The organism is Streptomyces bugieae, assembly GCF_036352915.1.
Lineage (GTDB): Bacteria > Actinomycetota > Actinomycetes > Streptomycetales > Streptomycetaceae > Streptomyces > Streptomyces endophytica.
Genome location: NZ_JAZBJP010000058.1, coordinates 1 through 12674, shown reverse-complemented (window position 1 = coordinate 12674; position 12674 = coordinate 1). Strand labels below are relative to the sequence as shown.

Annotated in this window: 14 protein-coding genes; 9 read left to right on the top strand and 5 right to left on the bottom strand. The window is 71.1% G+C overall.

All coding sequences use genetic code 11. From position 1 onward, the window contains the following. Nucleotides 1–21: 21 nt before the first annotated feature. Nucleotides 22–255 carry a hypothetical protein gene (locus V2J85_RS38860; protein WP_261951855.1) on the bottom strand — a complete coding sequence of 78 codons (234 nt, stop codon included), beginning with the start codon at nucleotides 253–255 and terminating at the stop codon, nucleotides 22–24. Between the two features lie 66 nt (nucleotides 256–321). Between V2J85_RS38860 and map the strand changes: the two genes are divergently transcribed. The 4 genes from map to V2J85_RS38840 all read left to right on the top strand — a co-directional run bounded on the left by map (nucleotide 322) and on the right by V2J85_RS38840 (nucleotide 3989). After that, nucleotides 322–1179, top strand: a complete 858-nt coding sequence (gene map / locus V2J85_RS38855; RefSeq protein ID WP_261951854.1) for a type I methionyl aminopeptidase — start codon at nucleotides 322–324, stop codon at nucleotides 1177–1179. A 174-nt stretch (nucleotides 1180–1353) separates the two neighbouring features. Continuing rightward, nucleotides 1354–2061, top strand: a complete 708-nt coding sequence (locus tag V2J85_RS38850) for a biliverdin-producing heme oxygenase (RefSeq protein WP_330824213.1) — start codon at nucleotides 1354–1356, stop codon at nucleotides 2059–2061. Beyond that, nucleotides 2058–3218, top strand: a complete 1161-nt coding sequence (locus tag V2J85_RS38845) for a chymotrypsin family serine protease (protein ID WP_330824212.1) — start codon at nucleotides 2058–2060, stop codon at nucleotides 3216–3218. The genes V2J85_RS38850 and V2J85_RS38845 overlap by 4 nt, the downstream gene beginning before the upstream one ends. 6 nt (nucleotides 3219–3224) lie before the next feature. After that, nucleotides 3225–3989 carry a hypothetical protein gene (locus tag V2J85_RS38840; protein WP_330824211.1) on the top strand — a complete coding sequence of 255 codons (765 nt, stop codon included), beginning with the start codon at nucleotides 3225–3227 and terminating at the stop codon, nucleotides 3987–3989. Nucleotides 3990–4004: 15 nt separating this feature from the next. Here the strand turns inward: V2J85_RS38840 and V2J85_RS38835 are convergent, their stop codons facing one another. Continuing rightward, nucleotides 4005–4667, bottom strand: a complete 663-nt coding sequence (locus tag V2J85_RS38835; RefSeq protein ID WP_330824210.1) for a PhzF family phenazine biosynthesis protein — start codon at nucleotides 4665–4667, stop codon at nucleotides 4005–4007. Nucleotides 4668–5101: 434 nt separating this feature from the next. Here V2J85_RS38835 and efeO point away from each other — a divergent pair, with 434 nt between their 5' ends. From efeO to V2J85_RS38815, 4 genes are all read left to right on the top strand, one after another. Beyond that, entirely contained in the window at nucleotides 5102–6253 is a 1152-nt protein-coding gene (gene efeO, locus V2J85_RS38830) for an iron uptake system protein EfeO (RefSeq protein ID WP_261951849.1), read from the top strand. 45 nt (nucleotides 6254–6298) lie between these two features. After that, nucleotides 6299–7612, top strand: coding sequence for an iron uptake transporter deferrochelatase/peroxidase subunit (gene efeB, locus V2J85_RS38825; RefSeq protein WP_261951848.1), 1314 nt, complete (start codon nucleotides 6299–6301; stop codon nucleotides 7610–7612). Between the two features lie 67 nt (nucleotides 7613–7679). Then, nucleotides 7680–8672: an iron uptake transporter permease EfeU gene (efeU, locus tag V2J85_RS38820; RefSeq protein WP_330824209.1), complete on the top strand. Its 993-nt coding sequence runs from the start codon at nucleotides 7680–7682 to the stop codon at nucleotides 8670–8672. Further along, nucleotides 8623–9534: an SCO2278 family lipoprotein gene (locus V2J85_RS38815; RefSeq protein WP_330824208.1), complete on the top strand. Its 912-nt coding sequence runs from the start codon at nucleotides 8623–8625 to the stop codon at nucleotides 9532–9534. Before efeU ends, V2J85_RS38815 begins: the two co-directional genes overlap by 50 nt. 138 nt (nucleotides 9535–9672) lie before the next feature. Here the strand turns inward: V2J85_RS38815 and V2J85_RS38810 are convergent, their stop codons facing one another. Continuing rightward, complete coding sequence (locus tag V2J85_RS38810; protein ID WP_261951845.1) at nucleotides 9673–10425, bottom strand: bifunctional DNA primase/polymerase; 753 nt, start codon at nucleotides 10423–10425, stop codon at nucleotides 9673–9675. Between the two features lie 163 nt (nucleotides 10426–10588). After that, a complete protein-coding gene (locus V2J85_RS38805) occupies nucleotides 10589–11215 on the bottom strand; it encodes a TetR/AcrR family transcriptional regulator (protein ID WP_330824207.1) in 627 nt (208 codons plus the stop codon). 125 nt (nucleotides 11216–11340) lie between these two features. Here V2J85_RS38805 and V2J85_RS38800 point away from each other — a divergent pair, with 125 nt between their 5' ends. Beyond that, complete coding sequence (locus V2J85_RS38800) at nucleotides 11341–11517, top strand: DUF6243 family protein (RefSeq protein WP_261951843.1); 177 nt, start codon at nucleotides 11341–11343, stop codon at nucleotides 11515–11517. 21 nt (nucleotides 11518–11538) lie between these two features. On the opposite strand, the gene V2J85_RS38795 is transcribed toward V2J85_RS38800, so the two are convergent. Next, nucleotides 11539–12495, bottom strand: coding sequence for a small ribosomal subunit Rsm22 family protein (locus tag V2J85_RS38795; RefSeq protein WP_330824206.1), 957 nt, complete (start codon nucleotides 12493–12495; stop codon nucleotides 11539–11541). Between the last annotated feature and the right edge of the window lie 179 nt (nucleotides 12496–12674).

Sequence of the window (12674 nt, the reverse complement as noted above, 5' to 3'; positions counted from 1 at the left end):
CCACCGCCTGGAGGACGGGCCCTAGTCCTCCTCGCGGTCCCCGCCCTTCCCCATGTCGTGCCACTTGGGGTCGTTCTCCCACTCCAGGTTCCGCTCGCGGGCGGTCTCCATGGCGTGCGCGGCCTCCTCGCGGGTGTCGTAGGGGCCGAAGCGGTCGGCGGCGCGGCACTGTGGGCCCTCCTCGACCGTGCCGTGCTTGAGGCAGTAGAACCACTCGCCCGGCTTTCCGACCGTCCGCCTCTTGAAGAGCGCCATCGCCGCCTCCTATGGGGTGCTCCGTGCCACCATCCTGCCCGACGGGCCGCGGATACACTCGCTGGCATGTCTGGCCAGTCGCTTCTTGTCCCGGGGAAGATCTCCCCCACCCGCCCCGTCCCCGCCTCGATCGCGCGCCCCGAGTACGTCGGGAAGGACGCGCCCACGCCCTACTCGGGGCCCGAGGTGCAGGACGCCGAAACGATCGAGAAGATGCGGATCGCCGGCCGGATCGCCGCCCAGGCGATGGCGGAGGCCGCCAAGCACATCCAGCCCGGCGTGACGACCGACGAACTGGACCGGGTGGCCCATGAGTTCATGTGCGACCACGGCGCCTACCCGTCCACGCTCGGCTACCGCGGCTTCCCCAAGTCGCTGTGCTCCTCGCTCAACGAGGTCATCTGCCACGGCATCCCGGACTCCACCGTCCTCAAGGACGGCGACATCGTGAACCTGGACGTGACCGCGTACATCCACGGCGTGCACGGCGACAACAACGCCACGTACCTGTGCGGTGAGGTGGACGAGGAGTCGCGGCTGCTGGTCGAGCGCACGCAGGAGGCGCTCAACCGCGCGATCAAGGCGGTCAAGCCGGGCCGGCAGATCAACATCATCGGCCGGGTCATCGAGTCCTACGCCAAGCGTTTCGGCTACGGCGTGGTCCGTGACTTCACCGGTCACGGCATCAACTCGTCGTTCCACTCCGGCCTGATCGTTCCGCACTACGACAGCCCGCACCACACCACCGACATCAAGCCCGGCATGACGTTCACCATCGAGCCGATGCTGACGCTGGGCACGTACGAGTACGACATGTGGGCGGACGGCTGGACCGTGGTCACCAAGGACCGCAAGCGGACCGCGCAGTTCGAGCACACCCTGGTGGTCACGGACACCGGCGCGGAGATCCTCACCCTTCCCTGACCGCGGGGACCGCGGGCGGGGCGGCCCCGGCCTGGTGGCCGCCTCGCGCCCGGGGTACGGGCCTGGCAGAATTTTTACCGACAGCGCGTCGGAAACACCCCTACACTGATTTACCGACAGCGAGTCGGTAAATCCTGCCCGCCCGTTCGCGCCCCTCGGCCCCGGAGGTCCGTCGTGGAACCGTCCAGCCCGGCCCCGCACCCCTCGACCGTCGCGCCCGCCCCGGCCGCACCGTCCACCCCGTTCTCGACGGTGATCCGGACCGCGTCCCACGCGCAGCACACCGAGGCCGAGAACTCCTCGTTCATGAGCGACCTCCTCGGCGGCAGGCTCGGCGTCACGGCGTACCGGCGCTACACCGAGCAGCTGTGGTTCGTCTACCGCGCCCTGGAGGACGCGACCGAGGCGCTCGCCGGCGACCCGGTGGCGGGCCCGTTCCTCCGCCCCGAACTCGCCCGCACCCCCGAGCTGGAACGCGATCTCGCCCACCTCGGCGGCCCGTCCTGGCACGAGGGCCTGCAACCGCTGCCGGCCACCGCCGCCTACGCCGCCCGCGTCACGGAATGCGCCCACAACTGGCCGGCCGGCTATGTGGCGCACCACTACACCCGCTACCTCGGCGACCTCTCCGGCGGCCAGATCATCCGCGGCACCGCCGAGAAGACCTGGGGCTTCGCGCGCAAGGGCGACGGCGTCCGCTTCTACGTCTTCGAGGACATCGCCAACCCCGCCGCCTTCAAGCGCAGTTACCGCGCCCTGCTGGACGCCCTGCCGGTGGACGAGGTCGAAAAGCAGCGCGTGATCGAGGAATGCCGCCGCGCCTTCCGCCTGAACAGCGCGGTCTTCCACGCACTGGGCGAGGAGTTCCCGCTCAGCGCGTGAGCCGCGCCGCCGGCCGGCTGGCCGACTTCTGGAAGGGCGCCCCGTCACAGCGTGTCCGACACATCCTCGCCCACCTGCCGAGCGGCGTCACGGCAGAGGTCGCTCCGGCCCGCTACTCCAAACAAGAGCTCCACCAGGCCCGGAACAAAATGCTCCGGAACGGCAAGCCCGTCGCGCTGCGCGTCGACTCGCGGAGCGCACCGGTCCGCGTCACCAGCATCGGGCCCAGCCCTGACGGCAGCAGCCTGGAGGTCGGCTACGACGAGGACCGGGGGCGCGGCCGGCGTGATGCCACCGACCCGCTGTCCCGGGGGGACCGCCGGGAGAGGTCCGCTGCCGTCAAGAGGCTCACGGACCGTATGACGGGAATCAAGACCGTCGCCACGTACCAGCCGCTCAGCGAGGACCTGTCCGCCACGACAGGAAACCGCCAGCACGACTCCTCCCCGTGGTTCGGAGCATCGGCGCTGCGCAATCCGGGGGGCGGCATCTGCTCGGGGTCGTTCAGCGTCCGGAACAGGGACGGGGACCACCTGCTCATGGCGGCCCGGCACTGTTCCCGAGGCGGCAACGGCATCTGGCGCACCTGGGAAGGCGGAGACGTCGTGGGCGGCAACGACGCCGCCGAGGTCTCGATCCCGGACGACGCGCAGGGAATCCGACTGCCGTCCGGACAGGCCGGACCGTATCTGTATGACGGACCGGCGACCCGGCGGGACGGGTACGCCAAGCCGGTCGTCGGGTGGGGGCACAACAACGTCGGGGACTACGTGTGCGCCGACGGCGCGAACTCGGGCATCCACTGCAATGTCCGGGTCGCCAAGACCGACGTGGGAATCGTGGGCGGGGACGGGTCCTACCGGCCCCTCACCGACCTCGCCTACGCCACCGGCCTGACCCCCGGCGGAGTCGCGGCGGTCAACGGCGACAGCGGCGGACCCGTCTTCGCCGGCGTGAACAACTACACGGCGGATGAAGCACGCGGCATGATCACCGCTCTCGACAGAACGGTCACCTGTCCCGCGTCGCTGAACAAGGACACCGTCCTCGACGGCCATATCAGAACCCCCTGGTGCCTCCAAGGCGTGTATTACGTACCGGTCTACCAAACCCTGCACGACACCGGATGGACTCTCGTGACCCTCTCCATGAAGTGAGTGGCCGTGCCCCGAATTGATGCGCGACGCCGCCGCACGGTATGGCTCCTGTCCGTGGCGGCCTGCCTCGTCGCGGCCGCCGTCGGCTGGGTCGTATGGGGCAACTCTCGCCTCCATGAGACGACCGTGCCCGGCGATGTCCTCATGAGTGGGGACGGCCGCACGCTCACCACGCCCGTCGACTGGACGGACTGCGAGGACAAGCCTCAACTGGCGGCGGAGGAAACCGCGCACACCGTCAAGCTGACGCTCACGAGGAAACGGCATTCCTTCCTTTCCCGGGACACCGTGTGCGACGACCGGCACGACGGACTGGTCACCACCACCCTCTCGGAACCGGTCGGCAACAGGAAAATGACCGATGCGGTCACCGGGTCCGTCGTCATTCCCTTTGACGCCTCGCACCTCGAACGCCCTCGGTACCTGCCACCCGGCTACGCCCCGGCAGACAATGTCATTGCCCCGGGAAACCGTTCCGACCCGCCCTACACCCGGGCCCGGACGCCCAGTTGGACGACGACGTACCAGCGGAACCGCGACAAGGGAGGGCAGGCGGGATACGTCAGCATCACGGAAGAGCCCGGCGGGATTCCGCAGACGCACGGAACCGCGATATCCCTCAACGGGCGCCCGGCCCACCTGCAGGAGCGTCCCGGTGGCAGCCGATCCGCCACCTGGGCCGACAAGGGATATGCGGTCACCGTTGAGGCGGGCGATCCCCTTATGGCCCGGGACGAATTCCTGCGGATCGCCGAGGAAATCCACCGATAAATCGAGGGATTGGTGTCAGGCCACGCGCCGCACCCGGCCGCCGACGGCGATGGTGCCGTCCGGGTGGGCGCGGGTGAAGAGCTGGGACGCCGCGCCCTGATGGATCGTCAAGGGGCGGGCCAGTTGGTGGGTGAGGAGCATGGCGGCGGCTCCGGTGGCCTCGTCCTCGGCGATGCCGTCGCCGCGACGCGGGAAGCCGCGGGCGCGGACCACGCCGGCGGGTTCGTCCTGCCAGGCCCAGGCGTAGAGCCAGCCCTCCCCCGGCGGTGGGGCGGGCAGGGCGTCGACCTCGGCGACCGAGGCGAGGCGTTCGGTGCGGCGCGGAGGCACCCATTCCGGGCGGCCTCGGACCCAGGTGAGGTCGTCCTCGAAGCACACCTCGACCTCACCGGCCGGCGGGCGGAGGATGCGCGGCGGCCGGCCCTGTTCGCGCAGGAGCCAGGCCAGGCCGACGAGCGGATACCCGGCGAACGGGAGCCGGACGCTCGGGGCGTGGATGTCGACGGTGCCCCGGTCGGGGTCGTCGAGGAACACGGTTTCGCTGAAGCCGAGCCGGGCGGCGAGGGCGGCGCGTTCGGCGGCGCCGGGGAGCGCCGCCCCGTCCCGCACCACCGCCAGTTCATTGCCCCCGGCGCCGTCCGGCCCGCAGAACACCCGGAGTACGTCGTATGCGGTCATCGGCACATTGAACCGCGGGGCCGGGCGAGACCGCGCGGACCAGGGCCCGGCGCAGGCCGGCGCAGAGCACGCGGGCGCGGGTCGCGGTCGGCGGGAACGACGTCATGGAGCACCCCCAGGAGACGGCTACTTAGGTAAGGTTAACCTAACCAGTGCGCGCGATGGCCTGCGCCGCGCGGGCGACGAAGGGCGAAAAGTGCCGGTCACGGGCGGGATCGAGGGTGGGCCCTTACCTTGACCGGCGCATGACCGTTCCGTGATGTGCGGCGGGCCAATCCGTGATGGGGCCGTTGCGCATGAGAGCGGGATCACTGGACAGGGCGGGCAGAAATAGGTAAGCCTCAGATAAGTTAGGGCCGCCTTAGTGGTGGCTCCGGCCATTGATTACCGTTCCACTGCACCGTTTCTTCGTCCTAGCCCGCTTGGAGCCCCGTATGCGAGCCCTTCGCTCCTCCGCCGTCGCCGCCCTCGCCGCGGCCACGGCCGTCACCGCCGTCGCCGGCTGCGCCGCGAAGAACGACGGCAAGGGAGGCGGGAAGGGCGCGGTCAAGGTGACCGCGACCGACTCCAGCTGCGAGCTGTCCACCAAGGAGTTCCCGGCCGGGCACGTGCAGTTCTCGGTGGAGAACAAGGGCTCCAAGGTCACCGAGGTGTACGTCTACGCCCCGGGCGACCGGATCGTGACCGAGCGGGAGAACATCGGCCCCGGCACCAACGCCGAGATCACCGCGGAGATCAAGGCCGGTTCGTACGAAATAGCCTGCAAGCCGGGCATGAAGGGCGACGGCATCCGGCAGAAGGTGACGGTCAGCGGGAAGAGCGCGGCCGCCAAGCGCGACCCCAAGCTGGACGCCGCGGTCGCCGCGTACCGCCGTTACGTCCAGGAGCAGGCCGACGAGACCCTGCCGAAGGCCCAGAAGTTCGCCGACGCCGTCAAGGCCGGCGATCTGGAGGCCGCGAAGAAGGCCTATGCGCTGTCCCGGATCGGCTGGGAGCGCACCGAGCCGGTCGCCGAGTCGTTCGGCGACATCGACCCCAAGGTCGACGTGCGGGCCGACGGCCTCACCGGCGGCCAGAAGTGGACCGGCTGGCACAAGCTGGAGAAGTCCCTGTGGGAGGAGAAGAAGATCTCCGGGGACGACAAGAAGCTCGCCGACCAGCTGATCACCGACCTCAAGGACTGGCAGAAGCGGGTCGGCAAGGCCGAGATCACCCCGACCAGCATGGCCAACGGCGCCAAGGAACTGCTCGACGAGGTCGCCACCGGCAAGGTCACCGGTGAGGAAGAGCGCTACAGCCACACCGACCTGGTCGACTTCCAGGGCAACGTCGAGGGCGCCGAGAAGGCGTACGAGCTGCTCAAGCCGGTCGTCGCCAAGAACGAGCCGGCGCTGGCCAAGGAGCTGGACAAGCAGTTCGCGGCGATCCGCGCGCTGCTCGACGACCACCGCGACGACAAGGCCGCCGACGGGTTCGTCTCGTACGACACGGTCGGCAAGGGCGACCGCAAGAAGCTCTCGGACGGCGTCAACGCGCTGGCCGAGCCGCTGTCGAAGCTGGCCGCAGCCGTGGCCACCGCCAAGTAGTCCGCCGCCGGGCAGGGGATCAGGATGACGCAGGACGAGGACGGTATGGCAGACAAGACGGACGACGTGACGAAGGCCCCCGAGGCCTCGCAGGGCACCGACGGGCGGGCGCCGTCCCGGCGTTCACTGCTCGGCTGGGGCGGTGCGGGGCTGGCGCTCGGCGCGGTGGCGGCCGGCGGTACGGCCGCGGCGCTGCGGACCGGCAACGACGTCCAGCCGGCCGGCGCGGACGCCACCGCGGGCGCCGCGGTGGCCTTCCACGGCGCGCACCAGGCGGGTATCGCCACCGCCGTCCAGGACCGGCTGCACTTCGCCGCGTTCGACGTCACCACCGACGACCGCGACGAGCTGATCGCCCTGCTCAAGGAGTGGACCAAGGCCGCCGCGCGGATGACGGCCGGTGACGCGGTCGGTGACGGCGCGGTCGGCGGGCTGGCGGAGGCGCCGCCGGACGACACCGGTGAGGCGCTCGGTCTGCCGCCGTCCCGGCTCACCCTGACCTTCGGCATCGGCCCGTCGCTGTTCGAGAAGGACGGCAAGGACCGGTTCGGCATCAAGGACCGGCGGCCCGCGGCGCTGATCGACCTGCCGCAGTTCCCCGGCGACAACCTCGACAAGTCCCGCAGCGGCGGCGACCTGTGCGTCCAGGCGTGCGCGGACGACCCGCAGGTGGCGGTGCACGCCATCCGCAACCTCGCCCGGATCGGCTTCGGCAAGGTCGCCATCCGCTGGTCGCAGCTGGGCTTCGGCAAGACGTCCTCGACGACGCCGGAGGCGCAGACCCCGCGCAACATGTTCGGTTTCAAGGACGGCACCCACAACCTCGCCGGCACCGACACCGCGGCGCTCGACAAGCACGTCTGGGTCGGCGACGGCGACGAGAAGGGCAAGGCCGGCTGGATGGCGGGCGGTTCGTACCTCGTCGCGCGCCGGATACGGATGCACATCGAGACCTGGGACCGCACCTCGCTCAAGGAGCAGGAGGACGTCTTCGGCCGCACCAAGGGCGAAGGCGCACCGGCCGGCCGGAAGCACGAGCGGGACGCCCCGCACCTGAAGTCGATGCTGCCGACCGCGCACGTCCGGCTCGCGCACCCCGACTCCAACGGCGGGGTCCGCATCCTGCGCCGCGGCTACTCCTTCACCGACGGGACGGACGGACTGGGCCGGCTGGACGCCGGACTGTTCTTCCTCGCCTACCAGCGCGACGTGCGGCACGGCTTCGTGCCGCTGCAGCAGAAGCTGTCGCAGAACGACGCGCTCAACGAGTACATCCAGCACGTGGGTTCCGCGGTCTTCGCGGTGCCGCCGGGCGTCCGGAAGGCGGACGACTGGTGGGGCCGGGAGCTGTTCGCCTGACACCGCCGCCACCGGCGAGATCGCCGTCCGGAACGGGCGGCCGTAGCAAAGAAGGGAAGGGACCGGCGTGTTCGGCAATTACCTGATCGGACTGCGCGAGGGGCTGGAGGCCAGCCTCGTCGTCTGCATCCTCATCGCCTATCTGGTCAAGACCGGCCGGCGGGAGGCGCTGCGCCCGGTCTGGCTCGGCATCGCGCTCGCCGTGGTGCTGTCGTTCGCGTTCGGGGCGGCGCTGCAGTTCGGCTCGGAGACCCTGACGTTCAAGGCGCAGGAGGCGCTCGGCGGTTCGCTGTCGATCATCGCCGTGGGCCTGGTGACGTGGATGGTCTTCTGGATGCGGCGCACCGCGCGGCACCTGAAGAAGGAGCTGCACGGCAAGCTGGACGCGGCGCTGCAGATGGGCACCGTGGCCCTGGTGGTCACCGCGTTCCTGTCGGTGGGCCGGGAGGGCCTGGAGACCGCGCTGTTCATCTGGACCGCCGCGCAGTCCGCCAACGACGGCGTACGGCCGCTGGTCGGGGCGCTGCTGGGGCTGGCGACCGCCGTGGTGCTGGGCTGGCTGTTCTACCGCGGTGCGGTGCGGATCAACCTCGCGAAGTTCTTCACCTGGACCGGCGGGATGCTGGTCGTGGTCGCGGCGGGCGTGCTGGCGTACGGCTTCCACGACCTGCAGGAGGCGGCCGTGCTGCCCGGGCTGAGCGCGCAGGCGTTCGACATCAGCGCGCAGATCCCGGCCGACAGCTGGTACGGCACCCTGCTGAAGGGCATCTTCAACTTCCAGCCGGACCCGACCGTCCTCCAGGTCACGGTGTGGGCTCTGTATCTGATCCCCACGCTCGGCTTCTTCCTCGCCCCCGGTAGGGTGGCGCCGAATCGTGCCACCCCGGCGGCCACCCAGTCCGCCCCGGTCGCCCCGAAGGAGCCCGAGCCCCATGACACGCAGGTCGCCGTTCCGGGTGCCCGCAACAGTGACGTCGGCAGCGACGGCGCTGGTGATACTGAGCGGGTGCATGACGGTGCACGGCGAGCGGGAGATGCTGCCGGCGGTGACGAAGGCTGACGGCGCCAAGGCGCTGCAGCGCTTCGCCGCCGGCTTCAACAAGGCCAAGCGGCAGCTCGATCCGGAGCTCAATCCCTCGTTCGAGGGCGGCGCACTGCTCGCCCTCGACCAGGCGGGGATAAAGGCGGCGCACGCGCTGAAGCCGCAGGGCGACCCGGCCTACCCCGCCCTGGCGTTCAAGGACCCGCACTTCACGATCCCCAAGCAGGCGGGCTGGCCGAAGTACTTCATCGCCGACGCGGCCAGCAACCGCAAGGCGGCCGACGGTTCGTACAGCCGCTGGTTCCTGGTGTTCAGCCGCAACGGCATCAAGGAGAAGTGGCGGGCGGTCTACCTGGCGGAGTTCGCCGGCAACAAGGCGCCGGAGCTGAAGACGGACCAGGACGGCTTCGCCGAGGCGGTGCCGGCCGGCGGCAAGTCCGGGCTGGCGGTCGATCCGGGCAAGCTGAGCCGTACGTACGCCGACTACCTCAACACCGGCAAGGGCAGCATCTTCGCGTCCGGGCCGAACACCGACGGCTGGCGGGCCCGGCGCGCGCGGGACACCAACCAGCCGGGCGCCCGCATCCTGTGGGAGGACACCGCGGCCGGCTTCCCGCCGGTGGCGCTGCGGACCACGGACGGCGGCGCGCTGGTGTTCTTCTCGACCTTCTACCACCAGCAGAAGACGGTCTCCGCGGGTTCGGTGATCACGGTCCCGGCCCAGTTGCAGGGCCTGATGGACGGGCCGGTGAAGAAGACCAGCCGGATGGCCTTCACCACGGTCTCCGCGCAGGCGGTGACGGTGCCGGCGAAGGGCTCCGGGGGCAAGATCACGGTGCTGAACCGACGCGAGGCCAAGACGTCGGTCAAGCCGCTGTAGGCCGGCCGGGAGACGGGCGGGCGATACGTACCGCGCGATACCGACAACGCGATACGGACAAGGGGCCGCCGGGAGGTTTCCGGCGGCCCCTTGTCCGTACGGCGGGGGACGTGAAGAACGGTGCGCGGGGCGCGGCGGTCAGCGGCCGATCGGCCAGGCCGCGCTCTCGTGGTAGTGCTCACGGTCGGCGCGCTCGTTGAACTCCGCGCAGGCGTCGGTGAGCGACTCCAGCAGCGTCAGCGGGTCGGGCAGCGGGAGTTCGGGGCCGCGCAGCCAGGTCACCGCGGGCTGTTCGCCGGGGAGGGTCGAGGGCGGCAGGAGGACGTAGCTGCCGCGGCAGTGCCAGCGCAGGCCGGGATGCTCGTCCATGGTCTCGGGGTGGCAGTCCAGCTCACAGGGCCACCACTCGTCCTCGTCGTCCGGGGTGCCGCGGGTGGCGGTGAAGAACAGCATCCGGCCGTCGCCGAAGCCGGCGCCGCTGAGGGTGATCGGGCCGACCTCGATGCCGGCCGCCTCCAGTCGTCCGAGGGCGCTGCGGCCGGCCTCGACGGGGACGTCCAGGACGTCGTGGGCGATGCCGGTGGCGGTGATGAAGTTGGCCTGCGGGAGGGTGCGGACCCAGGCGGCGACCTTGTCGCGGTCGGTGGTGGCGACGGTCTGCCAGCCGAAGGAGATGGGGTGGCGTCCGGGGGTGGGACAGCCGATGCGCTCACAGGAACAGCCGTAGCCGGAGGGGTGCGCCGCCGGGGCGATCGGGAAGCCCGCATCGGCCGCGGCCAGCAGCAGGTCCTCGCGGCCGCGCGCGGCAACCGATCCCGTGTCCGTATCGCCGCCGTCCGATCCGCTCTTCGGCCGACGCAGCCACTGGGAGAACCTGCTCTTGCGTTCCATCTATCCCCTCACTTCGAGCGGTGGTCTGGGATCAATGCTGCCACCATCCTGCGCCCGGGGTGACCGGTGTGCGGATCCGGGGTGAACGGAAGGAGGTCGAATACCGGCATTTCCGGCCATCACCGACAGGTCGCCGCGCGTGCCGGGCGCTCGGCCGGCCGGGTCAGTCCCGCGGCCGCAGACCACGCAATGCCTGGTCGACGAGGGTGTCGACGAAGGCGTGGGTCAATTCGCCGGTGCGCATCAGCCAGCGCTGTGAGAAGGGACTCAGCAGCATCTCGACAGCCACCCGTACGTCGATGTCCGCGGCCACCTCGCCGGCCTCCTGGGCCCGTCGCAGCCGGTTGACGTAGACCTGGGTGCCGGGCTCCATCAGCCGGGCGACGAAGGTGCGGGAGAGCTCCTCGTCGTTCGCGCCGGCCGCGGCGAGGGCGCGGTAGGGGGCCTGGAAGGCGTGGTCGTTGAATTCGTCGGCGGTCGCGCGGAGCACGGTCTTCAGGTCGGCGGCGAGGTCACCGGTGTCCGGGAGGCCCTTCTCGTAGTCCTCGTCGATGCCGGCGGTGAAGGCGTCCAGGAGGACGGCGGCCTTGGAGGGCCACCAGCGGTAGATGGTCTGCTTGCCGACCCCGGCCCGGGAGGCGATGCCCTCGATCGTGAGCTTGTCGTAGCCGACCTCGCCGACCAGCGCGAGCGCGGCGTCGAAGATCGCCTGCCGGGAGCGCTCGCTGCGGCGGGAGGAGTCGGGGGCTTTGGCGCCGGAGCCGGCGGGGGAGGCTGAGGTGTGGGCCATGGGGCGAGTGTAGCGAGGGCTAGGCGAGACGTATCGTCTTGACGAGACGATACGTCTCGGGCATGCTGAAACCCGTTACGCGAGACGGATCGTCTCGCTTTATCGGTGCGACGGAGGAGGAACCCATGAGCAAGGGCAACGGGGACATGCTCGGCGTCGGCGGCACCCGCAGCAAGCTGTCGCGCGGAGCACTGCGCGGCGGCGCCGGCGGCGGCCGGGGCGGCACGGACCGCGGCCGGGCGCAGGCCCAACGGCAGGAGCTGTTGCGCAAGTTCCAGGAACGGGCGACCGGGAAGGGATGAGACCGCCCGGGCCCGGCGTGCTCAGGCGCCGGGCCAGCTGTCGCCCCAGGCGGCGTCCCGGGCCTCGCGGTACTGCGCGCCGTGCCGCTTGGTGACGGTGGTGCGCCGCAGCCCCTCGTCCGTGGTGCACAGGTCGAGGAGGACCTGGCCCTTGCGGAGCTGTGGTTTGCGGACGATCCGGGCGGAGGCGGGCTCGGCCGGGAGGGCGGTCGCGGCGACGTAGGCGAACTTCTCGTCCTCGTACGGGAGCGCGCCGCCCTTGACCTGGCGGTGGAGGGACGAGCGGCTGACCCGGGCGGAGAAGTGGCACCAGTCCTCGCCCACCACGATCGGGCAGGTCCCGGCGTGCGGGCAGGGGGCGACGATCCGCAGGCCGGCCTCGATGAGCTGGTCGCGGGCCTCGCGGATGCGGAGGTAGCCGTCGGGGGTGCCCGGTTCGATCAGGACGACGGCGGTGGCGGTGGCCGCCGCGGCGACCACCGCACGGCGGTCCTCGGGGCGGAGTTCGCCGAGTACGTAGGAGACGGTGACCAGGTCCGTGCCCTCGGGGACGGTCAGGCCCTCGCCGATGGTGCCGCGGCGCCAGGTGGTGTCCGGAAGGATGCCGGCGGCGAGTTCGGCGCCGAGGTCCAGGGCCGGCTGGGCCCAGTCCAGGACGGTGCTGTGGTGCCCCTGCCAGAGGGCGGCGGTGGCCCAGGTCGCGGCACCGGTGCCGCCGCCGATGTCGAGGTGGGTGGCCGGGGACCAGTCCGGGACGCGGACGGCGAAGGCGGTCAGCGCGGCGCGCACCGCCTCGAAGGTGGCCGGCATCCGGTAGGCCGCATAGGCGGCCACGTCCGCGCGGTCGCGCAGGACCGGGGCGTCGGTGGGGGTGCGTCCCCGGTAGTTGGCGATCAGCCGGTCGACGGCCTGCGCGGCCTGCTTGGGCGGCAGACCGTCGAGCAGGCCGGCCAGTGCGGCGCGCAATTCGTCGTGCATCGACGAAATTCTACGTACGTTTTCGGCTGGCCCGCCGTGGGGGCTGGGGTTCTTCCGCCTTCGGCGGGCGTGGGGGTTTGGGCCGGGGGCGCCTGGTGGTGGGGGGGTGCGGGTTCGGCCCTCCGGGCCGCCCCCTCGCGCCGGTGGGGCGCCCCCGCCCTTGTGGGGGTTGATCAAAG

What these genes read in the sequence shown, in the direction of transcription:
- V2J85_RS38860 (WP_261951855.1), bottom strand. Translation starts at nt 255, where the DNA reads ATGGCGCTCTTCAAGAGGCGGACGGTCGGAAAGCCGGGCGAGTGGTTC.
- map (WP_261951854.1), top strand. Translation starts at nt 322, where the DNA reads ATGTCTGGCCAGTCGCTTCTTGTCCCGGGGAAGATCTCCCCCACCCGC.
- V2J85_RS38835 (WP_330824210.1), bottom strand. Translation starts at nt 4,667, where the DNA reads ATGACCGCATACGACGTACTCCGGGTGTTCTGCGGGCCGGACGGCGCC.
- efeO (WP_261951849.1), top strand. Translation starts at nt 5,102, where the DNA reads ATGCGAGCCCTTCGCTCCTCCGCCGTCGCCGCCCTCGCCGCGGCCACG.
- efeB (WP_261951848.1), top strand. Translation starts at nt 6,299, where the DNA reads ATGGCAGACAAGACGGACGACGTGACGAAGGCCCCCGAGGCCTCGCAG.
- V2J85_RS38815 (WP_330824208.1), top strand. Translation starts at nt 8,623, where the DNA reads ATGACGGTGCACGGCGAGCGGGAGATGCTGCCGGCGGTGACGAAGGCT.
- V2J85_RS38810 (WP_261951845.1), bottom strand. Translation starts at nt 10,425, where the DNA reads ATGGAACGCAAGAGCAGGTTCTCCCAGTGGCTGCGTCGGCCGAAGAGC.
- V2J85_RS38805 (WP_330824207.1), bottom strand. Translation starts at nt 11,215, where the DNA reads ATGGCCCACACCTCAGCCTCCCCCGCCGGCTCCGGCGCCAAAGCCCCC.
- V2J85_RS38800 (WP_261951843.1), top strand. Translation starts at nt 11,341, where the DNA reads ATGAGCAAGGGCAACGGGGACATGCTCGGCGTCGGCGGCACCCGCAGC.
- V2J85_RS38795 (WP_330824206.1), bottom strand. Translation starts at nt 12,495, where the DNA reads ATGCACGACGAATTGCGCGCCGCACTGGCCGGCCTGCTCGACGGTCTG.